Genomic DNA, 25,214 nt, shown 5'->3' on the forward strand with positions numbered 1-25,214 from the left:
TCAGCCGGCGCCGACGACGGCGCCTTCGGCCGGACGCCAGACGAATTCGTTCAGCTGGCCCTTGGCCTTCAGGGTCGCCTCGGGCGGCACGGCCTTGCCGACATAGCCCGGCACGCCGAACACGTAGGCGACGGTCGGGGCCTCGGGGCGCACGCAGATGGTCATGTTGACCTCGCGGCCCTCGCCGGCGCGGCACTGGTCGACGGTGAAGCCAAGATCGGCCCACTTGGCCAGCAGTTGCTCGTCCTTGGGACCGCGCGCGTCGCCGGCATTGACGCGGACATAGGCGATCTCGCCCTCGTCGTTTTTACCGACCTCGGCCAGCGGGACGTTGTCCTGCTCGATGTTGATGATCGGCTGGGCCGGGCCTTCGGCGAAGTGCAGGAAGGCCTGCTCGACCTTGGCCTTCGGGAACAGCACCTTGAGGGTGGCCAGGTCGAAGGCGACCGTGCCGTTGATCGGGCCAACGCCGTCCTTGGTCACCTTCAGCGGACCGCCGGCATAGGGCGCGATAGCGACTTGGACAGGCTTGTCGGCGGCCGGCGGCGCGGCGGCCTGGGTCTCGTCCTTCTTGGCCGGCCCGCAGGCGGCCAGCAGCACGAGCGGCAGGGCGAGGAGGGTGTGGCGGAGGGTCATGCGGGCTTTGTAGCCCGCACACCTTCCGCCGTCACGGGGTCAGAGGATCTTGGCGGCTTCGTCGAAGTCCAGGCGCGGGTTGCGCGGGAACAGGCCCTCGTCCGTGCCGTGGCCGATCGAGGCGATGAAGTTGCTCTTGATGTTGGTGCCCGCGAAGAACTCGGCGTCCACGGCGGCGTTGTCGAAGCCCGACATCGCGCCGACGTCCAGGCCCAGGGCCCGCGCGGCCAGGATGAAATAGCCGCCCTGAAGCGAGCTGTTGCGCAGCGCGCCCCACTCACGGGCGGTCAGGTCATTGAACCAGTCCTTGGCGCCCGGGGCGTGCGGGAACAGCTTCGGCAGGGTCTCGGGGAAGTCGAGATCGTAACCGATGATCACGGTCACCGGAGCCTGCAGGATCTTCGGCGCGTTCGAGCCCGACGCGTGCTTGGCCAGGCGTTCCTTGGCCTCTTGCGAGGCCAGGAAATAGAACCGCGCCGGGGTCGAGTTGGCCGCGGTGGGGCCGAACTTGGTCAGCTCATAGAGCTCGCGCAGGACGCTTTCCGGCAGCGGGGTCGGATCCCAGCCATTGCGGGTCCGGGCTTCGGTAAACAGCTGGGCGAGCGTGGCGTCTTCGAGCTTGGCCATGAGCGATCCTTGAGGAAGCTATTTGCAACTACAATAGTTACAATAAGGACTTCCGTCGCATCGCGCAAGAAGGCCTAGCCCAGCGTCTGCTCCACGCGGGTCACTTCCGGCACATAGTGCTTGAGCATGTTCTCGACGCCCGACTTCAGGGTCGCCGACGAGGACGGGCAGCCCGAGCAGGCGCCGCGCATGTGCAGCCAGACGACGCCCGTCTGCGGCTCGAACCGCGAGAAGACGATGTCGCCGCCGTCCTGGGCCACGGCCGGACGGATGCGGGTGTCGAGCAGTTCCTTGATCTCGGCGACGATCTGCGAGGCTTCCTCGTCATAGACGCCGTCGTCGTCGTGGCCGCCTTCAGCGCCCGCAGTCTCCAGCAACACCGGTCGGCCACTGGTGAAGTGGTCCATGATGGCCGCCAGGATCGGCGCCTTCAGGTGCGGCCACTGGGCGTCCTCGCCCTTGGTCACGGTCAGGAAATCGGGACCGAAGAATACCCGCGTCACGTCGCCCAGGTCGAACAGGGCCTTGGCCAACGGCGAGGCCTCGCCCTCTTCCGGCGTGCGGAACTCCCGTGCGCCCTCGCCCAGCACTTCGCGGCCGGGCAGGAACTTCAGGACCTCGGGGTTCGGGGTGGTTTCGGTCTGAATGAACATGGCCCTGAAATGGACCTCGCGGCCTCGTGACGCAAGGGCGACCGCCTCCTTCACAAGAAGACAGATTGGCGCATTTTGAAAGTGACACAGGCGTCATTTTCTGGCGGTATGCTCGCAAAACATCGATCCGCGGGAGGATCCAAGATGAGCGACGGTTCTATCGACCTGAAAGAGGCCGCCCGCGCGCGGGCCTATTCGATCCCTCTCGAGGACTATCACATCGCCGACCCGGCCCTGTTCCAGGCCGACGCCATGTGGCCCTATTTCGAGCGGATGCGGAAAGAAGACCCGGTCCACTATTCGAAGGGCGACGAGGAGATCGGGCCCTACTGGTCGATCACCCGCTACAACGACATCATGACCGTCGACACGACCCACCAGGTCTTTTCGTCGGACGCCCACCTGGGCGGCATCACCATCCGCGACTTCGACGAGGACTTCGTCCTGCCGATGTTCATCGCCATGGATCAGCCCAAGCACGACATCCAGCGCAAGACGGTCAGCCCGATCGTCTCGCCGCCGAACCTGGCCAAGCTGGAAGGCGTGATCCGCGAACGGGCCGGCCAGATCCTGGACGCCCTGCCGATCAACGAGCCGTTCGACTGGGTCGACCGCGTCTCGATCGAGCTGACCACCCAGATGCTGGCCACCCTGTTCGACTTCCCCTGGGAAGAGCGCCGCAAGCTGACCCGCTGGTCGGACGTCGCCACCGCCTCGCCCGAGAGCGGCATCGTCGAGAGCGAGGACGCCCGCCGCGCCGAGCTGCTGGAATGCCTGGGCTACTTCACCAACCTGTGGAACGAGCGGGTCAACCAGACCGAGCCCGGCAGCGATCTGATTTCGATGCTGGCGCATGGCGAGGCCACCCGCGACATGCCGCCCTTCGAATATCTGGGCAATGTCATCCTGCTGATCGTCGGCGGCAACGACACCACCCGCAACTCGATCACCGGCGGCCTCTACGCCCTGAGCCAGAACCCGGCTGAAGAAGCCAAGCTGCGCGCCGATCCCAGCCTGATCCCCAACATGGTCTCGGAGATCATCCGCTGGCAGACCCCGCTGGCCCACATGCGCCGCACGGCGCTGGAGGACTTCGAGCTGGCCGGCAAGACCATCAAGAAGGGCGACAAGGTCGTGATGTGGTACGTCTCGGGCAACCGCGACGACACGGTGATCGAGAACGCTGACGCCTTCATCATCGACCGCCCGCAAGCCCGCCGCCACCTGTCGTTCGGCTTCGGCATCCACCGCTGCGTCGGCAACCGCCTGGCCGAGATGCAGCTGAAGATCGTCTGGGAAGAGGTGCTGAAACGCTTCCCCAAGATCGAGGTCCTGGAAGAGCCCAAGCGCGTCTACTCGACCTTCGTGAAGGGCTACGAGCGGATGATGGTCAGAATTCCCGAACGCAACTGATCCCCTCTCCCCTTGCGGGAGAGGGTGGCCGCCGCAGGCGGTCGGGTGAGGGGTTGAAGACAGAAACCGCCGCGACAGCCTGACCGCCGTCGCGGCGGTTTTCGTTTGTGCGACCCCTCATCCGGCGCTGCGCGCCACCTTCTCCCGCAAGGGGAGAAGGAAACTTACGCCAAAGCATCGATCTCTTCGTCCGTCAGGTCGCCCGGCACCACGGTGACGGGCAGCTTGCGGCCGCCGAAGCCGACGCCGTCCTTGGCGATGGCGGCGATCAGCGGCCCCGGCCCACGGCCGGCCGTCGAGGTCGCCAGGATCAGGATCTTGATGCTGGGATCGGCGGCGACCACCGCCTTCAGGGCGGTGCGGACGCTGTCGGCGTGCTTGATGATGAATTCGGGCGGCAGGCCGGTCTCGGCCACGACCTGGGCGGCCAGGCTCTGGAGCAGGACCTCGGCCTCCTCGCGTTCCTGACGCTCGATCTCTTCTCGAACCCCGCTCCAGTGCTCGAACTCGGCGGGCGAGATCACCTTGAGCAGCGCGACGTGACCGCCGGTCGAGCGGGCGCGGCGGCAGGCGTATTTCAGCGCCGCGGCGAACTCCGGCGTGTCGTCGGCGACGACCAGGAACTTGCGGCGACTAGAAGCGGCGTCGGTCATGCGGTGACAAGACGCCGCTTCAGCACGGACCTCAAGCCCCCCAGAAGCCGACCAGCTTCTTGACCTCGGCCAGGGTCGGGGCGGCGGCTTCGCGAGCCTTCTCCGCGCCCTTGGCCAGGATGGCGTCCAGCACCGCCGGATCGCCCAGCAGGCCGCGCATGCGCTCGCCGACCGGAGCCAGGCTCTCGACCGCCAGCTCGGCCAGGGCCGGCTTGAAGGTCCCAAAGCCCTTGCCGGCATATTCGGCCAGCACGTCGGCCTTGGTCTTGCCGGCCAGGGCCGCGAAGATGCCGACTAGGTTGTCGGCCTCGGCGCGGGTGGCCAACTCTTCCAGGGTTTCCGGCAGCGGTTCCGGGTCGGTGCGGGCCTTCTTGACCTTGGCGGCGATGTCGTCGGCCGTGTCGGTCAGGTTGATGCGCGAATAGTCCGACGGGTCGGACTTGCTCATCTTGGCCGAACCGTCACGCAGGGACATGACGCGCGCGCCCGGACCCTGGATCAGCGGATCGGGCTGCGGGAAGAAGGCCGGGACGCCGCCGGGGATGCCGAAGTCGTGGTTGAACTTGCCGGCGATGTCGCGGGTCAGCTCCAGGTGCTGCTTCTGGTCCTCGCCGACCGGCACGTGGGTGGCCTTGTAGACCAGGATGTCGGCCGCCTGCAGCACCGGGTAGGTGTAGAGACCTACCGAGCTGCGCTCCTTGTGCTTGCCGCTCTTCTCCTTGAACTGGGTCATGCGGTCCAGCCAGCCGAGGCGGGCGACGCACTGGAAGATCCAGGCCAGTTCGGCGTGCTCACGCACGGCCGATTGCGGGAAGATCGTCGCCTTGTCCGGGTCCAGGCCCGAGGCGATGTAGGCGGCGGCGATCTCGCGGGTCTGCTGGGCCAGCAGCGCCGGATCCTGCCACACGGTGATGGCGTGCAGGTCGGCCACGAAGATGAAGGTGTCGATCTCGTGCTGCAGGCGGGTGAACTTCACCAGCGCGCCGAGATAGTTGCCCAGGTGCAGGGCGCCCGAGGGCTGGACGCCCGAGAGCACGCGGGCGGGGCCCGTATAGGCGACGGGGGTTTGGTCGGTCATGGGTTCAGCCTTGGCTGTCGTATTCGAAGGGATTGGCTAGGCGCGGGTGCGCAGGCCGCGTCGAGACGCGGGGATCAGGGTCAGTTGGAACCACGCCATCGCGGCGAGAAGAGACCGATCGGAGCCATGCCCCGCTGGTTAGCCTCCCCGCCGCCACGGATCAAGCCTTGCCCCGTCGCAGGGCCGCCTTCAGCTCGGAGGGCTTGACCCCGCCAAACAGGAACAGCAGCGGCGGATAGACCAGAACGCCGGCCAGGCAGGTCAGGGCCAGGGCGAACTCCTTGGCGCCGATCGCGTGGCCGGTCAGGCCGATGCCGCGCAGCGGCGCCTCGATCAGGTCGCGATAATGCGAGGCGGCAGCCATCAGGAGGCCCATGCCTAAGCTGGCCAGCAGAATGCGGACCAGGCGCGACCAGGTCTGGCCGGTCGGGCTGTAATCCTTCTTTTGCGACAGGCCGAAGGCCATCTGGCCGACATTGATCCATGAGGCGATCGCCGTGGCGGCCGCGATGCCCTTGACCCCGACCAGCTGGAACAGGACCACGCCGAACGCGATGTTCACGGCCACCGAGATCAAGGCGAACCGCATCGGGCTCTTGGTGTCGCCGCGCGCGAAGAAGGCCCGCGAATACAGCTGCTGCAGCACGAAGGCCGGGGTGCCCAGGCCGTAGAAGAACAGCGCCGCCGCCGTCTGGCTGGCGTCGAAGGCGGTGAACTGGCCGCGGGTGTAGAGGCCGTCCGACAGGAAGCCGGGCATGGCGACCAAGGCCGCGGCGGCCGGCAGGGTCAGGGCCATGGCCAGCGTAACGCCCTGGTCCATGGCGCTCTGGGCGTCGTCACGGTCGCCCGAGTGCACGGCGCGCGACAGGCGCGGCAGCAGGGCGACGCCGATGGCGACACCAACCAAACCTAGCGGCAACTGGTAGAGACGGTCGGCCGTGGCCAGCCAGGTGCGGCCGCCGGGGACGTGGCTGGCCAGGTTGCCGGAGATGAAGATGTTGACCTGGGTGGCGCTGGCCGCCAGGGCGCCGGGGATGGCCTTGCCGATCAGCTCGCGCACTTCCGGCGTCAGGCGCGGCAGCCGCCAGTGGACCTTGGCCCCGGACTTGTTGACGCCCCAGGTCAGCAGAGCGGCCTGGGCGACACCAGCCACCACCACGCCGATCGAACCCCAGGTCGCCGCGCCGACGGCGCTGGTCTGGGGCAGGATGAAGATCAAGGTGCTGATGTTCAGCAGGATCGGCGCGCCGGCCGACAGGATGAAGCGGTCGCGGGCGTTCAGCACGCCCGACAGGTGCGCGACGATGGCCATGCACGGCAGGTAGGGCATGGTGATCTGGGTCAGCAGCACCGCCAGCTTGTACTTCTCGGTGCCCCAGCCAAAGCCCGGGCTGATCAGCATCATCAGCCACGGCATGGCCAGCTGGCAGATCACGGTGATGATGATGGTCGAGGCCGCCAGGGTCGCCATGGCGTCGGCCGCCAGGATGTCGGCCTTCTCCTCGCCGTCGCGCTGCAGCGACTTGGCGTAGGCCGGCACGAAGGCCGCCGCGAAGGCGCCCTCGGCGAAGAACCGGCGGAACAGGTTCGGGAACGCCAAGGCGGCGTTGTAGGCGTCGGCGGCCGGGGTGGCGCTGGCCCCCATCCGGTACGAGACCGCCAGATCCCGCGCGAAGCCCATGAACCGGCTGACCAGGGTCAGACCCGAATAGATCGCCGACGACTTGAGAAGACCTCCGCCCTTTTTGGGCGCTGGAGCTTCAGGGGCGGCGGCGGGGGGCGCGGTGTCGGTCACCAACGGCTTCTGTGACGGCGCCGAGGAGGCGTCAAGAGCCGCCCGTTAGATCGCGATCTCGTCGACGTCGCGGATCCAGCGCGTCTGCCGCGTCGATTCCAGCGATCCCTGGGCGTCGATGGCGCGCAGGACCGAGAAGTCCAGCCCGGTCTCAGCCTGGATCGCCGCCACCGTGGTCTGGATATGGCGGCTGCGCATCTCGTCCAGGGTGTAGGGCTTGAGGCCCGAGAACACCTTGGCCTCGTATAGGGCCTGCACGTACTGGGTCTGACCGACGATGAAGGCCGCCGCCTTGGCCACGGTGGGGGTCTTCTGCAGCACCGCGATCTTCCAGAACGACAGCGGGATGCGCCAGGGTCCGCCCTCTCGCCCATGGCCGTACCAGGGGTCTTCGTCGCGATAGATCGGACCGGTGAAGATGGTCAGCCGCTGCTCGGTCAGTTGGGCCTTGTTGAGCAGGTAATCCTCGAGATTGCCCCAGTCGACGTCGTTGTAGCCCTGCACCTGGGGCGCGGCGTTGGTGTAGTGGAACGTCTCCTCGGCATTGGCCGCCGCCTCGGCCTTGTCGGCGCCCCAACAGGGATCGAGCAGCCTGACCTGGTGGCCGCGGCTGAACTGGACCGGATCGGTGCCCTTGTTCTTCTCGTAGAAATTGCCGGCCGGCTGATATTCGTCGGCGATCCGCGCGTCGCGCCGCCAGGTGTTCTTGCGCTCGCCCGGATGGACCAGCCGCGCCCCGTCGACATTGACGGCGGTCAGCAGCGGGAACTTCCGATCCTTATGGATCACCGCCGAATAGTGGCTGTATTTCAGGATCTCGCCGCCATCCAACAGCGGCGCCACGTGGCCCAGGGCCCGCATCGGCGCGATGACCTGGTCCAGGTCGACGCGCACGCTGAGGAAGTCGCGATCGTAGCCGCCCGCATTGGCCCAGCGCGTGACCGGCAGAGGCGACCGGTCGGCCTCGAGCAGGGCGGCGCTTTCGCCCTCGCCCTTGGACATCGGCGACAGGCCCAGCGTGCCTTCCAGGCGGTTCAGCACGACCCCGGCCTGGGGCGTCTGGAAACGGTTGGCTTCCAGGTGGTTGAAGATCGCGCTGACGCGCACGCCCTCGTTGGCGATGAAGACCGGCGCGGCGCCCGGAACACTCAGGCTTTCCGGATCGGGCACCGCCTTGTGGTGCAAGGCCAGGACCTGCCACTGGTCGTTCATGACCGGCGCGCCGGACGCGCCCGGTTCGGTGTCGGTCGAGTAGTGGATGAACGCGTTCAGGTCGATGCCGGCCGCAGCGGCTGGATCCAGGTCCAGGATCTGACTGGCATGGATCGCGATCTGCTTGGGCTCGCCGCCGGGATGCTGGATGATCGACACCCATTCGCCCTCGACGGCCTTGCCCGAGATCGGCAGCAGCGGCAGCCGGCCAAAGCGCGTCAAAGGCACGTTGTTGTCCGACAGCGGCGTCACGGCGACGAAGGTGAAGTCCAGTTCGGCGTTGGTGTAGAACACCTCATGCGGCGCCAGGTTGAACTGCACCGGGTCCTGCAAGGCCCCGTCCAGGTCGTGCTCATAGGCGAATTGCGCGTCGGCCTGGCTGGCCTCGTCGGGGCTGCCCAGCACGTGGTGGTTGGTCAGCAGCAGGCGCGGGCCGACCAGAAAGCCGGTGCCGTACCAGGCGCCGCCGTCGGCGGGCACCTTGATCCGGCAGACGGCCCCAGCCGCGCGCCGGCCTCGATCCAGGAAGTTGATCGACAGCAGGTCGCTGGCGCCGATGATCCGCTCGAAGCCGTTGGGATCGGCCGCGCTCGACTCGATCAGCGTCTTGCGCGCCAGGAACCGCCGATCGGACCGGGCCGCCGACGCCCGCTCCGCGCGCTGGGCCGCCGGAACGTAGAATGGGGTCTTGTCGACGGCCTTGGCGACCGCCTCTGACAGGGCCGCGGACTCGGTGGCGACGATGTCGCGGCGAGGTCCCTTATCGCGATCGGTGTCCGTCACGGCGCTCCCCCGAGCTTGTGGTCGGACAGACCTTGAACGGTCTGCACGACACGCCTGTGACGATCCTGGCGTTAACCCGGCAAAAACACAACCATTAAGGGCGCGGTCAGGATTTCGGCGCGAGGTCCGGCCGGGACGCCAGGAACGCCGCGCGTTCCTCGTCGGTCAGCACCTTGGCGGTCTTGCGTCGCGCCACCTTCGGGGTTGGCCGCGCATAGGCGCCTGCGGGCGCGGCCGCCGGCTTGAGGTCGGCCAGGCGCTTGATCGGCGGCTTCATGTCGTTTCCTCAGGCTTGTGACCGGACAAGCTTAAGCGCCCGCCCGTGACGATCTCGCGAAGGCCCTAGCGCGCCACGCTTGCCCTGGCTTTGCGCAGGCCCGCACGCGCGGCCGGGGCCGTGGCTTCGTTCTGTTCCAGGGCGGCCAGCAGGTCGGCCTTCAGGGCGTTGACCTTGCGGGTCTCGGTGACCTTCCCGCCCTCGGCCGTCTGGACGTAGAAGGCGTCGACCGCCCGCTCGCCGTAGCCGTCGATATGGGCCGACTGGATCGAGAGGCCGCTCTCGGCCAGGGTCTTGGCCAGGGCGTGCAGCAGGCCCGGACGGTCGCGGCCCGAGGCCTCGACCACGGTGGCGTCGTTGGAGGCCTCGTTGTCGACCACCACGGCCGGCGCGATGGCGAAGGCCGCGGCCCGCGACTGCTCGGCGCCGCGACGCGGCTCCACCGACAGCGCCTCGCCCCGGCCGGCGGCTTCCAGAGCGTCGGCCAGCCGGCGCAGGGCGCGCGGGTTCTCGCAGCCGAATGGCGCGCCGGTCACGTCCTGCACATAGAAAACGTCCAGGGCCTGGCCCTGGCGGGAGGTGAACACCCTCGCCCCGACCACGTTGCCGCCCAGGGACGAGATGGCCAGCGCCAGGTCGGCGAACAGGCCGCGACGGTCCTTGGCCGCCACCACGATCTCGGCGGCGTTCTGGCCCGAGCGCACCCGCCCCTCGGCGGCGGCCCCGCCCTGGATGGCCGCGCGGCGGGCCAGCGAGGCGTGCTCGAAGAGGTCCTCGTGGCTGAAGGCCGAGAAGTAGGCGTTCTCCATCGCCGTCGCCCAGCCCATGGCGGCCGGGTCGGTCTCAAGCAAGGCGGCGCGCGCGGTCTCGGCGGCGATCTCCTGGTGGCGCTGGACGTTGGCGGCGGCGTCGCTGCCGCGCCCGCCCCGGAACACCGCCTCGGTGGCGTTGTAGAGCTCGCGCAGCAGCTGGCCCTTCCAGCCGTTCCAGACGCCCGGCCCCACGGCGCGGATGTCGGCGACGGTGATGACCAGCAGCAGGCGTAGGCGCTCGGGGTTCTCGACGATGCGCGCGAAGGCCGCGACGGTGCCGGGATCGGAGACGTCGCGCTTCTGGGCGAAGTCGCTCATGACGAGATGGTTCTCGACCAGCCAGGCGACCAGCTCGACCTTCACACGCTCGACGCCCAGCCGCTCGCAGGCGCTGCGGGCCGAGCGGGCCCCAGCCTTCTCCTGGCCGCCAACCCCGCCCTTGCCGGTGTCGTGCAGCAGCATGGCCAGGAACAGGGCCTCGCGGTCCTCGATCAGCGGCATGATCGACACCGCCAGCGGGTGGTCGTCGACCAGGCGCCCGGCCGCCATGTCGCCGATGACGCCCACGGCTCGCAGGGTGTGCTCGTCCACCGTGTACGAGTGGTACATGTTGAACTGCATCTGGGCCACGACCCGGCCGAACTCCGGCACGAAGCGGCCCAGGACCCCGGCGTCGTTCATTAAGGTCAGGGTGCGATAGCTGCGCTTGCCGCGCGCCAGCAGGTCCATGAACGTCCGGCAGGCGTCGGGATCGCGGCGCACGCGCGAGGTGATCAGCGACAGGCTGCGGGTCACCGCCGTGAAGGCGTCCGGGTGCAGGTCCAGATCCCGCTCGTCGGCGATCTTGAACAGGCGGATCAGATTGACCGGATCGGCCTCGAAGACCTCCTGGCCTTCGATGTTCAGGCGGCCGTTGTCCTCGAAGAACCCCTCGACCTCCAGCGCCTTGCGCTTGGGCCGGCCGCCCGGCAGGAACCGCGAGATGCCCTTGGGCTCGTTCTTGAAATGCTCGGCTTCCAGCTTGGCCGAGAAGGCGCGGGTCAGGGCCCCGACCTCCTTGGCGATCAGGAAGTAGCGACGCATGAAGCGCTCGACCGCCGGCGCGTCGCCCCGGTCGCCGTAGCCCATGCGGCGGGCGATCTCGGGCTGCAGGTCGAAGGTCAGGCGCTCTTCGGGCCGGCCCGTCGTGAAGTGCAGGTGGGCGCGCACCGCATGCAGGAAGTCGAAGGCGCGGATGAAGGCCTTGGTCTCACGGCCTGAGAAGACATCCATCTTGAAGACGTCTTCGGGCTTGTCGACGGGGTGCAGATATTCGGCGATCCACATCAGGGTGTGGAGATCGCGCAGGCCGCCCTTCCCTTCCTTGACGTTGGGCTCGACCATGTAGCGGCTGGCGCCGGCGCGGGCCTGGCGGTCGTCGCGCTCCTTCAGCTTGGCGGCGACGAACTGGGCGCCGGTGCCCTTCATGACGTCGTCGCGGAAGCGCTTCTTCAGATCCTCGGCCAGGCGCTCGTCGCCGGTCAGGCGGCGGGCCTCCAGGATCGAGGTGCGGATCGTGAAGTCTTCCTTCGAGAGACGCACGCACTCCTCGATCGTCCGCGAGGCGTGGCCGACCTTGAAGCCCAGATCCCACAGCGCATACAGCATGTACTCGATCACGCTCTCGGCGTGCGGCGTCTGCTTGTAGGGGCGCAGGAACAGCAGATCGATGTCGCTGAACGGCGCCAGGGTCCGCCGGCCATAGCCGCCGACGGCCAGCAGACACAGGCGCTCGCCCTCGGTCGGGTTGCGGGCCCGGAACACGTGCACCGTCGTGAAGTCGTAGAGGGCGGTGATCACCTCGTCGGTGACCCCCGACAGCAGCCGGGCGGTCTCGACGCCGGCGGCCCCGTTCTCCAGCCGCTCCTTGGCGATCATCCGACCGCGAAACAGCGCCTGCTTGAGGATCTCGATGGCCCGCGAGCGCTGCTCGGCCTCGTTGCCGATGGAATCCAGGGCGGCGGCCGACAGTCGGGCCCGCAGGGCGTGTCCGTCGACGACGTGTTCCAGGCGGGTGGGGCGAAGGCGACGGGGCATGTTGATTATATGGGTACCAGCTAGGTCTTCAGCAGACCCTTAAGACGATAGAGCGCCTCCAGGGCCTCGCGCGGGCTCATGCCGTCAACGTCCAGATCCGACAAGGTGTCCTCGACGACACTCGGCGCCGCTTTGGCAGGCACCTGAGCGACGGCCGCGGCCTGGCTGACGGCGAACAGCGGCAGGTCGTCCAACTTGGCCGGCGACTGGTCCTTGCTCTCCAGGCGATCCAGCACCTCGCGAGCGCGGACGACCACCGGACCAGGCACGCCGGCCAGCTTGGCCACCTGCACACCGTACGAGCGGTCGGCCGGACCGGGCGCGGCCTCATGCAGGAAGACCAGGTCCCCGTTCCACTCCTTGGCCCGCAGCGACAGGTTGGAGACGAAGCTCATCCGCTCTTCCAGGGTCGCCAGCTCGTGATAGTGCGTGGCGAACAGGGCGCGGCTCTTGTTGGTGTCGTGCAGGGCCTCGGCGCAGGCCCAGGCGATGGCCAGACCGTCATAGGTGGCCGTGCCCCGGCCGATCTCGTCCAGGATGACCAGCGAGCGCGGGCCAGCCTGGGTCAGGATGGCGGCGGTCTCGACCATCTCCATCATGAAGGTCGAGCGGCCACGGGCCAGGTCATCGCCAGCGCCGACACGGCTGAACAGGCGGTCAACGACGCCCAGGCGGAAACTGGCGGCGGGCACATAGCAACCCGACTGGGCCAGGATGGCCAGCAGGGCGTTCTGGCGCAGGAAGGTCGACTTACCGGCCATGTTCGGGCCGGTGACGATCGACAGGCGCGCGCCGGTCTCGCCCGAGGCGTCCAGGCAACAGTCGTTGGGCGTGTAGGGGTCGCCGGCCTTCTTCACCGCCGCTTCCACCACCGGGTGGCGGGCGCCCTTGGCGTCGAAGGCGTAGGACTTGTCGACGATCGGCCGCACGGCGTCGGCGTCCTCGGCCCATTCGGCCAGGGCAGAGGCGACGTCCAGGCGGGCCAGGGCCTCGGCGGCGATCTGGATGGCGTCGGCCAGCAGGCGGGCCTGCTCGCGCCAGTCCTCGAAGGCGGCGACCTCCATGGCCAAAGCGCGCTCAGCGGCCTGGGCGATGCGGGCGTCCAGGTCTGCCAGCTCCACCGTGGTGAAGCGCACCTGGTTGGCCAGGGTCTGGCGGTGGATGAAGGTGGCGTTCAGCGGCGGCTGGAACAGCGGGTCGGCCTTGCCGGCCGTGGCCTCGACGAAATAGCCGAGCACGCCGTTGTGGCGGATCTTCAGCGGCACGCCGCTCTCGACCGTCAGCTGGGCTTCCAGGGCGACGATGACCTTGCGGCTGTCGTCGCGCAGGCCGCGCGCCTGGTCCAGCTCGGGCCGGATGCCGGCGGCGACGAAGCCGCCGTCGCGGGCCAGGGCCGGCAGGTCGGAGCCCAGGCCCTGCTCCAGGATGTTCAGATACTGCGACAGACCCTCGTGCAGCGACGGGGTCAGGGCCTTGAAAGCGTGCTCCAGCTCGAACGGCGGCGGCGACAGCGGGTCGGGCGAACCGCCCGCCATGCCGGCCAGGCGCTCGCCGACCTTCAGGGTGTCGCGCAGCGTGCCAAGGTCGCGCGGACCGCCTCGGCCCAGGGCCAGGCGCGACAGGGCGCGAGCCATATCGCCGGCGCCTTTCAGCACTTCCCGCAGGCGCTGGCGCAGCTGGCGGTGCTCGACGAACCACTCGACCGCGTCCAGGCGCTGGTCGATGGCGGCGACGTCCAGCAGCGGCCGGGCCAGGCGCGAGGCCAGCATGCGCGCGCCACCGGCGGTGACCGTGCGGTCGATACAGGCCAGCAGCGAGCCGTTGCGGTCGCCGGTCTGGGTGCGGTCGATCTCCAGGCTGCCGCGCGTGGCCGGGTCGATGGCCATCACATCCGCATCGGCGGCGCGACGCGGCGCACGCAGGGCCGGCAGCTTGCCGGCCTGGGTCATTTCCAGGTGGGCGGCGATCAGGCCCAGGGCCCCGATCTCGGCCGGGGTCAGTCCGCCGAAGCCATCCAGGGTGTCGACGCCGTACAGGCGCTTCACGCGGGCTTCCGAGGCCTGCGGCTCCGACAGAGCCGAGGGCATCGGCTGCACCAGGCCGCCGCAGATCTTCAGGGTCTGGGAGAGGCTCTCATCCGACAGCAGCCGGTCGGCGACCAGGGTCTCGGACGGGGCCAGGGCCGCCAGGATCGGCGCGACGGCCTCCTTGGCCAGGGCGAACACCTCGACCTCGCCGGTCGACAGCTCGACAGAGGCCACGGCGGCCTGACCGGCGCGCACGGCGACGGCAGCCAGACGGTTGGCGCCGCGGGCGTCCAGCAGGCCGTCCTCGGTCAGGGTGCCCGGCGTCACCACGCGGACGATGTCGCGGCGGACAACGGACTTGGAGCCGCGCTTCTTGGCCTCGGCGGGGTCTTCCATCTGTTCGCAGACGGCGACCTTGAAGCCCATGCGGATCAGCTTGGAGAGATAGGCCTCGGCCGCGTGCTGCGGCACGCCCGCCATCGGGATCGGCTGGCCCGCATGCGTGCCCCGGAACGTCTGGCTGATGCCCAGCGCGGCGGCGGCCTTGTACGCGTCCTCGAAGAACAGCTCGTAGAAGTCGCCCATGCGGAAGAAGATCAACGCATCGGGCTGCCGCGCCTTCATCTCGAAGAACTGCTGCATCACCGGCGTCGCGCCGGTGGGGTCGAGCTGGGCTGCAGGCGTGGGCGTCGTGTGCGCGTTCATGACGCCCGAAACTACAGAGCGTCGCGACTCCCGTTAAGGGGCGGCGTTAAGGTTTTCAGGGGATGGAAGGCAGGTCCGGCGGTTTTTGAACGCCCTTGACGAGATATCGACGTGCGGTTGAGCTAGCGGCATGAGCACACCCGCCCAGTCACCGCCGCCGCGCCCCGCCGTCATGGGACGCTATCGCCCCGACTGGCTCGAGAAGCCGACCGTCGAGGATATGGCGGACTTCTACCCCGAGCACGCCGCGCGACACGAGATCCGGGGCAAGGCGACGATCAGTTGCCAGGTGTCGACCGGCGGGCTGCTTGAGCACTGCAAGGTCGTCGAGGAGAGCCCGCCCGGCGAGCATTTCGGCGAGGCGGCTCTGAAACTGGCCCCCAAGTTCCGGATGATCCCGCCCGACGATCCCAATACGCCGGCAGGCGAGGTGACCGTGCCGCTGATCTTCGAGATCCCGGAACGAGCGCCAGGCGAACCCGACGCCGCCCAGATCCTGATGGGAGCCGGCCTGGGCGTGGCCGGCGTTTCGGCCTTGCTGCTGATCGCGATGATCTGGGGTCTTGGCCGCTATCACAATCGGGCGGCCAAGAAGACGAAGGCCTAGTTCCCCGTCACTTCTTCCCAGAAGCGCTTGGCCTTGCCGACGAAGTTGGCCGACTTGGGATTCTGCTTCTCGCCGCACAGGCCGGCCAGTTCGCGCATCAGTTCCTTCTGACGGGCGGACAGGTGGGTCGGGGTTTCGACGAACAGCTCGACCACCAGGTCGCCGCGCTGGCGGCTGCGCAGGGACGGCATGCCCTTGCCCTTGAGGCGGACGGTCTTGCCGGTCTGGGCGCCTTCCGGCACCGAGACGTTGATCTTGCACTGGCCATCGCAGGTCTCGCCGCCCAGCAGGCAGGGGGCCTCGATCTCGCCACCCAGGGCGGCCGTGGTCATCGGCACCGGCACGGTGCAGAGCAGGTCCAGGCCATCGCGCTCGAACAGCTCGTGCGGGGTCACCGACAGGAAGATGTAGAGGTCGCCGCGCGGACCGCCGCGCGCGCCCGCGTCGCCCTCACCCGCCAGGCGGATGCGGGCGCCGTCGTCGACGCCGGCCGGGATGCGGACCGACAGGATGCGCTCGCGGCGCACTTGGCCATGGCCATGGCAGTTGGTGCAGGGATCCAGGATCATGCGGCCCGAGCCGCCGCAACGCGGGCAGCCACGCTCGACCGCGAAGAAGCCTTGCGTGGCGCGGACCCGGCCGGCGCCGCCGCAGGTGCCGCAGACGGTGGGGTTGGTGCCGGGCTTGGCGCCCGAGCCCTCGCAGACCTCGCAGGTCATGGCGGCGGGCACCTTGATCTCGACCTCGGCGCCGGCATAGGCCTGCTCGAGGGAGATCTCCAGGTCGTAGCGCAGGTCCTGGCCGCGCTGGGGACCGTTCGACTGGCGACGACCGCCGCCGAACATCTCGCCGAAGACGTCACCGAACACGTCGTTGAAGATGTCGCTGGCGTCGAAGCCCTGCTGGCCGTTGAAGCCGCCGCCGCCTTGGCCGCCGTTCACGCCGGCATGGCCGAAGCGGTCATAGGCCGCGCGCTTCTGCGGATCGGAGAGGACGCTGTAGGCCTCGTTGATTTCCTTGAACCGGCCGGTGGCGTTCTCGCAGCCGCCGTTGCGGTCGGGATGGTGCTCCATCGCCAGTTTGCGGAACGCGGACTTCAGACCAGCATCATCGATGGTCCGGGTCACGCCGAGGATTTCGTAATAATCGCGCATCGTCAGCGTCTGGCGCCCAAAAGGCCCACGAGAGTGGCGTTGATAGGGAAAGAGGTGGGATAGCACGCGGCCCGGCGCAAGGCGTCCTCGGGCGGCGAGACAAGACGTCGCGGCCGCGGAACAGACCTATCGAGCATGTTCCGCGGCGCGCGCATGGCGATTAGTTCGCCGGCTTGTTGTCGTCGACTTCTTCGAACTCGGCGTCGACGACGCCATCGTCCGCGGCTTCGGCGCCGTCAGCGCCGTCTTCCGAGCCTTGCTGCGAAGCGTACATGGCCTCGCCCAGCTTCATCGACGCCTGGATCAGGGCTTGGGTCTTGGCCTGGATGGCCTCGACGTCCTCGCCTTCCAGGGCGGTCTTCAGCTCGGTGATCCCGGTCTCGATCGCGCCCTTTTCAGCCGCGCCGACCTTGTCGCCGTGCTCGGCCAGAGCCTTCTCGGTCGAGTGCAGGATCGCCTCGCCCTGGTTCTTGGCCTCGACCAGCTTCTTCTTGGTCTCGTCCGCGGCCTTGTTGGCCTCGGCTTCCTTGACCATGCGCTCGATGTCGCTGTCCGAGAGGCCGCCATTGGCCTGGATGCGGATCGAGTGCTCCTTGTTGGTCGCCTTGTCCTTGGCGTGGACCTGCACGATGCCGTTGGCGTCGATGTCGAAGGTGACCTCGATCTGCGGCACGCCGCGCGGCGCCGGCGGGATGCCGACCAGGTCGAACTGACCCAGGATCTTGTTGTCCACGGCCATCGGGCGTTCGCCCTGGAACACGCGGATCGTCACGGCCGACTGGTTGTCGTCGGCGGTCGAGAAGGTCTGCGAGCGCTTGGTCGGGATGGTGGTGTTGCGTTCGATCAGCGGGGTGAACACACCGCCCAGGGTCTCGATGCCCAGGGTCAGCGGGGTCACGTCCAGCAGCAGCACGTCCTTGACGTCGCCTTGCAGCACGCCGGCCTGGACGGCCGCGCCCAGCGCCACGACTTCATCGGGGTTCACGCCCTTGTGCGGTTCGCGACCGAAGAAGTCCTGCACCGCCTGCTGGACCTTGGGCATACGGCTCATGCCGCCGACCAGGATCACTTCGTCGATGTCGCTCTTCTTCAGGCCGGCGTCCTTCAGGGCCTGTTCGCACGGACCGATGGTGCGCGAGATCAGGTCGTCCACCAGGGCTTCCAGCTTGGCGCGCGACAGCTTGATGTTCAGGTGAAGCGGACCCGAGGCGTTCATGCTGATGAACGGCAGGTTCACTTCGTACTGGGCGACCGAGCTCAGTTCCTTCTTGGCCTTTTCAGCCTCTTCACGCAGGCGCTGGAGGGCCAGCTTGTCCTTGCGCAGGTCGACGCCCTGCTCCTTCTTGAACTCGTCGGCCAGGTAGTCGACGATCCGAAGGTCGAAGTCCTCGCCGCCCAGGAAGGTGTCGCCGTTGGTCGACTTCACTTCGAAGACGCCGTCGCCGATTTCCAGGATCGACACGTCGAAGGTGCCGCCGCCCAGGTCGTAGACGGCGATCTTCTTGTTGTTGTCCTTGTCCAGGCCGTAGGCCAGGGCCGCGGCGGTCGGCTCGTTGATGATCCGCAGGACTTCCAGGCCGGCGATCTTGCCGGCGTCCTTGGTCGCCTGACGCTGGGCGTCGTTGAAGTAGGCCGGAACCGTGATGACCGCCTTGGTCACCGGCTCGCCCAGGTGGGCTTCGGCGGCTTCCTTCATCTTCTGCAGGATGAAGGCCGACACTTCCTGCGGGCTGTAGTCCTTGCCGTGGGCCTTGACCCAGGCGTCGCCGGTCGGACCCTTGACGATGTCATAGGGCACCATGCCCTTGTCTTTTTCCACGACCGGATCGCTGGCGGAGCGGCCGATCAGGCGCTTGATCGCGAACAGCGTGTTGGTCGGGTTGGTCACGGCCTGGCGCTTGGCCGGCTGGCCCACCAGGCGTTCGCCATCTTCCATGAAGGCGACGACCGACGGTGTCGTGCGAGCGCCTTCGGCGTTCTCGATCACCTTCGGGTTCTTACCGTCCATGATGGCCACGCACGAGTTCGTGGTGCCAAGGTCGATGCCGATAATCTTGCTCATATTGGTACCTGTTCGCTCCTTCTAGGCGGACGGCGGTGACAAGGGCCTTCTCGGAAGCGCCCCGGTTTTTCTCGTTCCGTCCCCGTGGTTCGTACGCTCTACGGTTTACGTTCCACATCCTGTTCCGCCGACGAAAGTCGAGCGGGCAAAATGCGTTGTGCGAAGTTGACGAGCCCGTCAACCCCGCTTCGAAGCCGGATATGGGGGATAGGGGCCCGGGCGCAAGCCCATAACCCCTCGTAACGAGGGGGAATCTGGTACCGCGACCAAGAAAAATGGCCGCACCCCTTTCGAAGCGCGACCATTGAAAGTTCTAAGTTATTCGAGAATTAGCCGGCCTTGGCGACCCAGGCGGTGATCGCCGGCAGGCGTTGCTGGCGGATCTGGGCGCGGTTCATCACGGCGGCGGCGGCCTTGTCGCCTTCCTTGCGCGATCCTTCGGCCAGGTTGGCGGCGGTCCAGGCCTTGATCTTCTCGGCCGTGGCCGGGTTCGACGAGGCCGCGCCCAGGCCCGGGATGAACCGGGTGCGCGAGGTGGAGTCGACCTTGTCGTTGACCGCGTCCTTGTTGGCGATCGCCCAGTCGAAGGTCATGTCCGGATGGCTGGCGGCGACCTTGGAGATCATGGTCGACGACAGGGTCTCGCCCGGCTCGGGGGTCAAGGCCAGTTCCAGCGCCTTCCTGGCCAGGCCCTCGTCCTCGGCCGCGGCCAGCAGGCTGTAGAGCTGGGCGCGGACCAGCGGGGTCTTTTCGGCCTGGCCCTGGGCGCGGATGGCGTCCCAGGTCGCCTGGTCGGCGTGAGCGGCCACGACGCCCAGGATGGTCTTGCGCAGCGGGCCGGGGATAGCCGACGGGTCGGTCTTGTCGGCGTTGAAGCGACGGGTCGCCTCGGCCACCACGTCGGCGTCGCCCAGGCCGCCCAAGGCCCCGATCAGGTCAGCACGGAGAATGGCGATATTGTCCGGCTCGCCGGTCTTGGCGGTCCAGCCCACCTTGGCCATCAGCGGCCGCAGCTGGCCGATGGCGACCTTGCGGAACGCGGCGCGCTCGGCGGGGGCGCCTTCGTAATAGCCGTCGATGGCCGTGAGCGTCTTGGCCACCTTGGACAGCACCTGCGGATCGGCGTCGACCGGCGTCACCTTGGCCAGGTCCAGGAAGTCGGTGGCGGGCTGATAGCCGGCCAGGCCCATCGACCAGGCGTCGCTCATCACGCCCAGCTGGTCGATCGCCGGCAGCTTGGCGAAGGTCTGCACGATGCCGGTGAAGCGCTCCGAACCGTAGAGGGTGCGGAAGTAGCCAGCCTGGCCGGCATTGACGACCACCGGGCCGCAGCCATCGACGGTGACCGTGCCCTGGCCGCCGGTGACCAGGGTCTTTGCCGTTCCGCCGCCGATCGCCTGGACCGTGACCGGCACGCGCCAGGTCAGGGGCTTCTTGCCGGGGATGTCCTTGCTGAACTCGCCCTGGGTCAGGGTGAGCGTGGTCTTGCCCGCCGCGCAGGTCGTGTTGCTGACCGTGATCAGCGGCACGCCCGGCTGCAGGGTGAAGTCGTGGGCGATGGCCTTGATCGGCTTCTTGGCCGCGACCTCGACGGCCTGCCACAGGTCGTCGCTGACCGTGTTGCCGTGGTTGTGCTGCTTCATGTAGGCGCGCACGCCGTCGCGCCAGGCGTCGTGGCCCACATAGCTTTCCAGCATGCGGATGACGGCCTCGCCCTTCTGATAGGTGATGGCGTCGAAGGCTTGGCTGGCCTGCTCGACGGTCTCGACGTGCTGCACCACCGGGTGGGTGGTCTGCAGGGCGTCCAGGCCCATGGCGTATTCACGGCCGTTCACCGCGCCGACGGCCGCGTTCCATTCGGGGTGGAAGTGTTCGGTGGCCCGGCCCTCCATCCACGAGGCGAAGCCTTCGTTCAGCCACAGGTCGTCCCACCAGGCCATGGTGACCAGGTCGCCGAACCACTGGTGGGCCATCTCGTGGGCGACCGTGGTGAAGACGTTCTGCTTGTCGGACTCCGTCGAGATCTTCGGGTCCAGGTTCATGGCGTATTCGAAGTAGAAGATCGCCCCCCAGTTCTCCATGGCGCTGAAGAACTGGCTGCGGCCCGGCGCGGCGATGTTGTCCAGCACCGGCAGCGGATAGGGCGTGCCGAAATAGTCGTTGTACCAGGGCAGGATGTCGGCGGCCGACTTCAGCGCGAAGTCGGCCTTGGGGGTGTCGCCCTTCTTGGTCACCACCCCGACATCGACGCCGGCGGCCTTGACCGAGGCGCGGTCGAACTCGCCCAGGCCGAAGAACAGCAGGTAGGTCGACATCTTGGGCGAGGTCGCGAACTTCACGACGCTCTTGCCGCCGCCGATGTCCTTCGAGGACGCGATCGGCATGTTGCCCAGGGCCATCTGGCCGGTCGGGATCGTCGCCTCGACGGCGTAGGTGGCTTTGTAGAACGGCTCGTCCCACGACGGGATGAAGCGGCGGGCGTCGCTGTTCTCGAACTGAGTGTAGAGCGCCCGCTTCTTGCCGGCGTCGGTCTCGTAGTCGAGGGCGAACAGGCCGGCGGCCTGCTTGTAGATCTTGCCGGCGTAGTCGATCGACAGGACGTACTTGCCCTTCGGCAGGGTCTTGGCGAACGTGAAGGCGGCGGTCTGGGCCTCTTCGTCGACCTTGATCTTGGCGGCGCCGATCCCGGCGATCTGCGCCTTGGCGAACGTCAGGTCGGCGGCTTGCAGGGTGATGGTGTTGGTGGGCTCGACGACTTCGATGGCGATCTTCACTTGAGCCGTGAAGGTCAGCTTGTCGGCGTCGGGCGTAAAGGCCAGATCATAGTGCGACGGCCGGACGTTGCGCGGCAGCTGGGTGGTCACGGTCGCGAAAGTCGCGCCCTTCGTGCCGGCGGCCTGGTTGGCGGCCGGGGTAGCGGCGGAAGCGCTGCCAGCGGCCAACAAAATCACGGCCATGGCCGCTGAGGACATAAGACGACGCATGTTCGGTCCTAGTATGGAAAAATTATCCGGCCCCCTCAGCCGGCAGGGCAAACCAACACCCTTCGCCCCTATGGCGCGCGTTAAGTTTCAGTAATGTTTCAGCCCCTGACCGTCATTCCGGGTTTCGACCTCTGGCCCGGCCTTCTGGACGCCACGGCCCAGCGTGCGCTGGTCGACGCCGTCTTGGCGGCGGCGGAAACTGCTCCGTTCGCGAACTACGGCACGGCCTATGGTAAGCCGATGAGCGTAGCGATGACGGCGTTCGGGCCGCTGGGCTGGACCAGCGACACTGGCGGATACCGCTACGCCGAACGGCATCCGGACACGGACCAGCCCTGGCCGGCCATGCCCCCTGCCCTGCTCGACCTCTGGGAGCAGTTGGGCGACCCCGACACGCCGCCAGACTCGTGCCTGATCAACCTCTATCGCGACGGCGCCCGCATGGGCCTGCACCAGGACCGCGACGAGGCCGATCCGCGTTTTCCGGTGCTGTCGATCTCGCTGGGCGACACGGCGGTGTTCCGCATCGGCGGGACCACGCGCAAAGATCCGACGCGGAGCCTGAAACTGAGCTCCGGGGATGTGTGTCGGCTGTCCGGTCCAGCGCGCCTGGCTTTCCACGGGGTGGACCGGATCCTGGCCGGGTCGTCGAGCCTGGTCCCCGGCGGCGGCCGGATCAACCTGACCCTGCGGCGGGCTCGGCCGGCCTAGGGGGTCACGCCGAACCGGGCGAACTGCTGGTCGAGCCCGGGATCGAGCTCCCGGGCCTTGGCGAGGTCGGCGTCGCTGCCAGCCTTGTCGCCATTTCGGCGCTTGGCGATGCCGCGACCATAGAGAGCGGTCGGCACCGGAAGATCGGTCTTCAAAACTTCGTCGTAGTCGGCGAGCGCGCCGGGCAAGTCGCCTAACCGCAGCTTCACCAACCCCCGGCTGTCCAGCGCTTCGGCCCGGCCCGGATCCAGGCCCAGGGCGCTGTCGCAGTCGGCCAACGCCTTTGGCAGTTCCACCCCCGCCCTCGCCCGCGCCCAGCAGCGGTCGTTGAGCAGGTCGGGCCAGCCGGGCTGCTGAGCGATCAGAGCGTCGTACTCGGCGATCGCCACGTCGTAGCGTCCCGCGTCGGCGTTGATCTCGCCGCGCAGCTGGCGAAAGCGGAAGCTGGTCGGCGCGTACGCCAGCCCCTTGGCGACATCGGCCAGGGCCAGGTCCGTCTCGCCCCACGCCCAGCGCATCCGGGCGCGGTAATAATAGATCCGATCCTCACCGCCGCCGACCTTCAGCGCCGCCTCCAGCGCGGCCAGAACCTCCTCGGGCGGACCGCCCTCGGCCAGCACCGCCTTCAGCTGATAGGCCGCCGCGGTCGGCCCCAGGGCCAGGGACTTGTCGAGCTCCGCATGGGCTTCCGGGATCTGGCCCAGCCGCCCCAGCGCCAGGGCGTAGGACAGGTGCGCTCGGGGATCGTTCGGCGCGAAGGCCAACCAGGCCTGGTAGTTGCGCGCCACGCCGTCGGCGTCGCCCTGGTCGCTGAGGAACTCGCCCATCACGGCATAGGCGCGCGGCGACTTGGGATCGAGGCGCAGGGCCTCTTCATAGAAGCGCTGGATCAGGGCCACGGCTTCGGGATGCTCCAGCCGCATCGCCAGGCCCAGCCGCAGATTGGCCTCGGCGCTGCGGGGGTTGGCGGCGAAGGCGGCCTGGGCGGTGTCGAGCCGCTCGGGCACGGCGTCCGAGCCCATGGTCCAGAGCGCGTCGGACAGGACGGAATAACGCGAGGCCGTGCTGGAGACCGCGTCCAGATTGGCCGGCGCGGTCTGGGCGATCGCCGCCGACGCCCCCAGCATGTAGACCGTCAGGATCGTGGTCCGCAGACCCTTGGCGACAAACTCGAACACGATCCCTCCTGACGCGAACCGCCCGATCCTAAAGCCAGCCGCCCATAACGAAAAAGGCCGCCCCTTTCGGAGCGGCCTTCTCGTGTCTTGGAAACCGGTGTCCCGGCTTGCCCCGGATCAGCCGCGCAGTTTGCGGGTGATGACTTCCAGGTCGTGGTTCAGGGCGCTGTCCTCGGCGCGCAGCGCCTCGATGCGGCGCACGGCGTGCAGGACGGTGGTGTGGTCGCGGCCACCGAAACGACGGCCGATGTCCGGCAGCGAACGGGTGGTCAGCTGCTTGGCCAGCCACATGGCGGCCTGGCGCGGACGGGCCACGGCGCGGTTGCGGCGCTCGCTGAGCAGGTCGGCCTGCTTCATGCCGTAGTGCTCGGACGTCGCCTTCTGGATGTCGTCGATGGTGATGCGCTTCTCGCCCGACCGCAGGTGCGGGCGCAGGATGGCCTGCACCTCGTCCAGGGTCATGCGCGACAGGCCTTCGCCGGCGCGGGCCGACAGGGTGTTCAGCGCGCCTTCCAGCTCGCGGACGCTGTCGGTGAAGCGGTCGGCCAGGAACTGCAGCACGTCCGGACGCATGGTCGGGTCGAAGCCGTGCGCGGCGGCCAGGGTCTGGATCTTGCGCTCCAGGATGCCCATGCGCAAGTTGCGGTCGGCCGGCTCAAGGCCGCAGACCAAGCCCGCCGACAGGTGCGAGCGCAGGTGCGGGTCCATCTCGGTCATGGCCGACGGCGGACGGTCGGCCGAGAACACGACGCGGCCGCCTTCGCCGACCAGGGCGGTCAGGGTGTGGAACAGCTCTTCCTGGGTCGACTGCTTGCCGGCGATGAAATGCACATCGTCGATGATCAGCAGGTCGGCCGCGCGCAACTCTTCCTTGAAGGCCGCCGTCTGGCGATCCATCAGGGCGCGCACGAAGGTCGACAGGAAACGCTCGGCGGTCAGGTACACGACGCGCTTTTCGGGCGCGTTGCGCATGGCTTCCCAGGCCAGGGCGTTCAGCAGGTGGGTCTTGCCGAAGCCGTAGGGGCCGTGGAACAGCACGGGATTGAAGTGGCCGTCGGCCCAGTTGGCGATGCGGCGCGCCACGGCGTGGGCGAACTCGTTGGCCGGACCCGGGACGAAGGTCTCGAAGGTGAAACGCTCTTGCAGGCCCTGGGTGCGGGGCGACTTGGCGCTGGGTGCGACCACCGCCGGCGCGTCGGTCGACACGGGCAGGACGATCTCGATGGGTTCAGCCGCGGCGGCCTTCGGGGCGGCCTCGACATAGGCGCCCGCCGAGGCCTCGAATTCCAGGCGCGACTTCAGGTCGATGCGACGACCGGTCGCATCATTGGCGGCCCACAGCTCGCCGATGCGACGCCAGGCGCTGCGACGGATCCAGTCCCGCGCAATGCCCGTCGGCGTGACCAGCACGACGTCACCGGTCGCGGCCTCACGCAGCATCGCCGGTGCGATCCATGACCCGAAGGCCGCGTCGCCCAGCTCGCGTTTTAGAGCCACGGTCACTTTCGACCACACGGTCGCAGCCGGCTCTACAGCCGTCGCGATCGCCGCCGAAAAGTCCTGGCTGGCCACCCCGCCCTTCATCGTCATTACATCCACCGCCTTCGCACAAAAACAACCGCCGCAAACCCACTTCAGCCGCTCGCCCCCCATGGCGTACAGCCGGTTACTCAGCGCACACAGGTTCTTACCCGGCGAACGCAGGAGGTCCGCCGCCGCCTTGTTTTTTCCAAGACTGGAGAAGCGCTGAGACGCTTAAACTAGCCAGCGG

18 protein-coding genes are annotated in these 25,214 nt (G+C 68.1%); 3 read left to right on the forward strand and 15 right to left on the reverse strand.

The genetic code is table 11. The annotated features are described in order from the left end of the window. From AC1RRR_RS21825 to AC1RRR_RS21835, 3 genes are all read right to left on the reverse strand, one after another. A complete protein-coding gene (locus AC1RRR_RS21825; protein ID WP_492816018.1) occupies positions 1-636 on the reverse strand; it encodes a DUF1131 family protein in 636 nt (211 codons plus the stop codon). Positions 637-675: 39 nt separating this feature from the next. Beyond that, positions 676-1,263 (reverse strand): malonic semialdehyde reductase, encoded by a 588-nt coding sequence (locus tag AC1RRR_RS21830; RefSeq protein WP_492816020.1) that lies wholly within the window; start codon positions 1,261-1,263, stop codon positions 676-678. A 74-nt stretch (positions 1,264-1,337) separates the two neighbouring features. Next, positions 1,338-1,916, reverse strand: a complete 579-nt coding sequence (locus AC1RRR_RS21835; RefSeq protein WP_492816022.1) for a NifU family protein — start codon at positions 1,914-1,916, stop codon at positions 1,338-1,340. A 144-nt stretch (positions 1,917-2,060) separates the two neighbouring features. Here AC1RRR_RS21835 and AC1RRR_RS21840 point away from each other — a divergent pair, with 144 nt between their 5' ends. Continuing rightward, positions 2,061-3,329 (forward strand): cytochrome P450, encoded by a 1,269-nt coding sequence (locus AC1RRR_RS21840; RefSeq protein ID WP_492816024.1) that lies wholly within the window; start codon positions 2,061-2,063, stop codon positions 3,327-3,329. 164 nt (positions 3,330-3,493) lie between these two features. Here the strand turns inward: AC1RRR_RS21840 and AC1RRR_RS21845 are convergent, their stop codons facing one another. The 7 genes from AC1RRR_RS21845 to mutS all read right to left on the reverse strand — a co-directional run bounded on the left by AC1RRR_RS21845 (position 3,494) and on the right by mutS (position 14,747). Then, positions 3,494-3,982: a universal stress protein gene (locus AC1RRR_RS21845; RefSeq protein ID WP_492816026.1), complete on the reverse strand. Its 489-nt coding sequence runs from the start codon at positions 3,980-3,982 to the stop codon at positions 3,494-3,496. A 31-nt stretch (positions 3,983-4,013) separates the two neighbouring features. Next, positions 4,014-5,060, reverse strand: a complete 1,047-nt coding sequence (gene trpS / locus AC1RRR_RS21850; protein WP_492816028.1) for a tryptophan--tRNA ligase — start codon at positions 5,058-5,060, stop codon at positions 4,014-4,016. A gap of 160 nt (positions 5,061-5,220) precedes the next feature. Further along, positions 5,221-6,855 carry a murein biosynthesis integral membrane protein MurJ gene (murJ, locus tag AC1RRR_RS21855; protein WP_492816030.1) on the reverse strand — a complete coding sequence of 545 codons (1,635 nt, stop codon included), beginning with the start codon at positions 6,853-6,855 and terminating at the stop codon, positions 5,221-5,223. 45 nt (positions 6,856-6,900) lie between these two features. Beyond that, positions 6,901-8,850: a DNA/RNA non-specific endonuclease gene (locus AC1RRR_RS21860; RefSeq protein ID WP_492816032.1), complete on the reverse strand. Its 1,950-nt coding sequence runs from the start codon at positions 8,848-8,850 to the stop codon at positions 6,901-6,903. Positions 8,851-8,956: 106 nt separating this feature from the next. Continuing rightward, a complete protein-coding gene (locus AC1RRR_RS21865) occupies positions 8,957-9,127 on the reverse strand; it encodes a hypothetical protein (protein WP_454758188.1) in 171 nt (56 codons plus the stop codon). A 65-nt stretch (positions 9,128-9,192) separates the two neighbouring features. Next, a complete protein-coding gene (locus tag AC1RRR_RS21870) occupies positions 9,193-12,015 on the reverse strand; it encodes a [protein-PII] uridylyltransferase (RefSeq protein WP_492816034.1) in 2,823 nt (940 codons plus the stop codon). Positions 12,016-12,035: 20 nt separating this feature from the next. Further along, positions 12,036-14,747: a DNA mismatch repair protein MutS gene (gene mutS, locus AC1RRR_RS21875; RefSeq protein WP_492816036.1), complete on the reverse strand. Its 2,712-nt coding sequence runs from the start codon at positions 14,745-14,747 to the stop codon at positions 12,036-12,038. A gap of 130 nt (positions 14,748-14,877) precedes the next feature. Here mutS and AC1RRR_RS21880 point away from each other — a divergent pair, with 130 nt between their 5' ends. After that, entirely contained in the window at positions 14,878-15,354 is a 477-nt protein-coding gene (locus AC1RRR_RS21880) for a TonB family protein (RefSeq protein WP_492816038.1), read from the forward strand. On the opposite strand, the gene dnaJ is transcribed toward AC1RRR_RS21880, so the two are convergent. The 3 genes from dnaJ to AC1RRR_RS21895 form a co-directional block, all read right to left on the reverse strand. Beyond that, positions 15,351-16,508, reverse strand: a complete 1,158-nt coding sequence (gene dnaJ, locus AC1RRR_RS21885) for a molecular chaperone DnaJ (RefSeq protein WP_454713480.1) — start codon at positions 16,506-16,508, stop codon at positions 15,351-15,353. The two genes, AC1RRR_RS21880 and dnaJ, sit on opposite strands and share 4 nt — an antisense overlap. Positions 16,509-16,668: 160 nt before the next feature. After that, complete coding sequence (gene dnaK, locus AC1RRR_RS21890) at positions 16,669-18,570, reverse strand: molecular chaperone DnaK (protein ID WP_492816040.1); 1,902 nt, start codon at positions 18,568-18,570, stop codon at positions 16,669-16,671. Positions 18,571-18,899: 329 nt separating this feature from the next. Next, on the reverse strand, positions 18,900-21,554 hold the full coding sequence (locus AC1RRR_RS21895) for a M1 family metallopeptidase (RefSeq protein ID WP_492816042.1): 2,655 nt from the start codon (positions 21,552-21,554) through the stop codon (positions 18,900-18,902). Between the two features lie 93 nt (positions 21,555-21,647). Here AC1RRR_RS21895 and AC1RRR_RS21900 point away from each other — a divergent pair, with 93 nt between their 5' ends. Next, the gene (locus tag AC1RRR_RS21900) at positions 21,648-22,265 is read left to right on the forward strand and encodes an alpha-ketoglutarate-dependent dioxygenase AlkB (protein ID WP_492816044.1); all 618 of its coding nucleotides are present in this window, start codon (positions 21,648-21,650) and stop codon (positions 22,263-22,265) included. Here the strand turns inward: AC1RRR_RS21900 and AC1RRR_RS21905 are convergent. Continuing rightward, positions 22,262-23,443, reverse strand: coding sequence for a tetratricopeptide repeat protein (locus AC1RRR_RS21905; protein ID WP_492816046.1), 1,182 nt, complete (start codon positions 23,441-23,443; stop codon positions 22,262-22,264). The genes AC1RRR_RS21900 and AC1RRR_RS21905 overlap by 4 nt on opposite strands. 117 nt (positions 23,444-23,560) lie before the next feature. Continuing rightward, positions 23,561-25,033: a chromosomal replication initiator protein DnaA gene (gene dnaA, locus AC1RRR_RS21910; RefSeq protein WP_492816048.1), complete on the reverse strand. Its 1,473-nt coding sequence runs from the start codon at positions 25,031-25,033 to the stop codon at positions 23,561-23,563. Positions 25,034-25,214 lie beyond the last annotated feature (181 nt).

It is taken from the genome of Caulobacter sp. GW821-FHT12D05 (assembly GCF_058807295.1).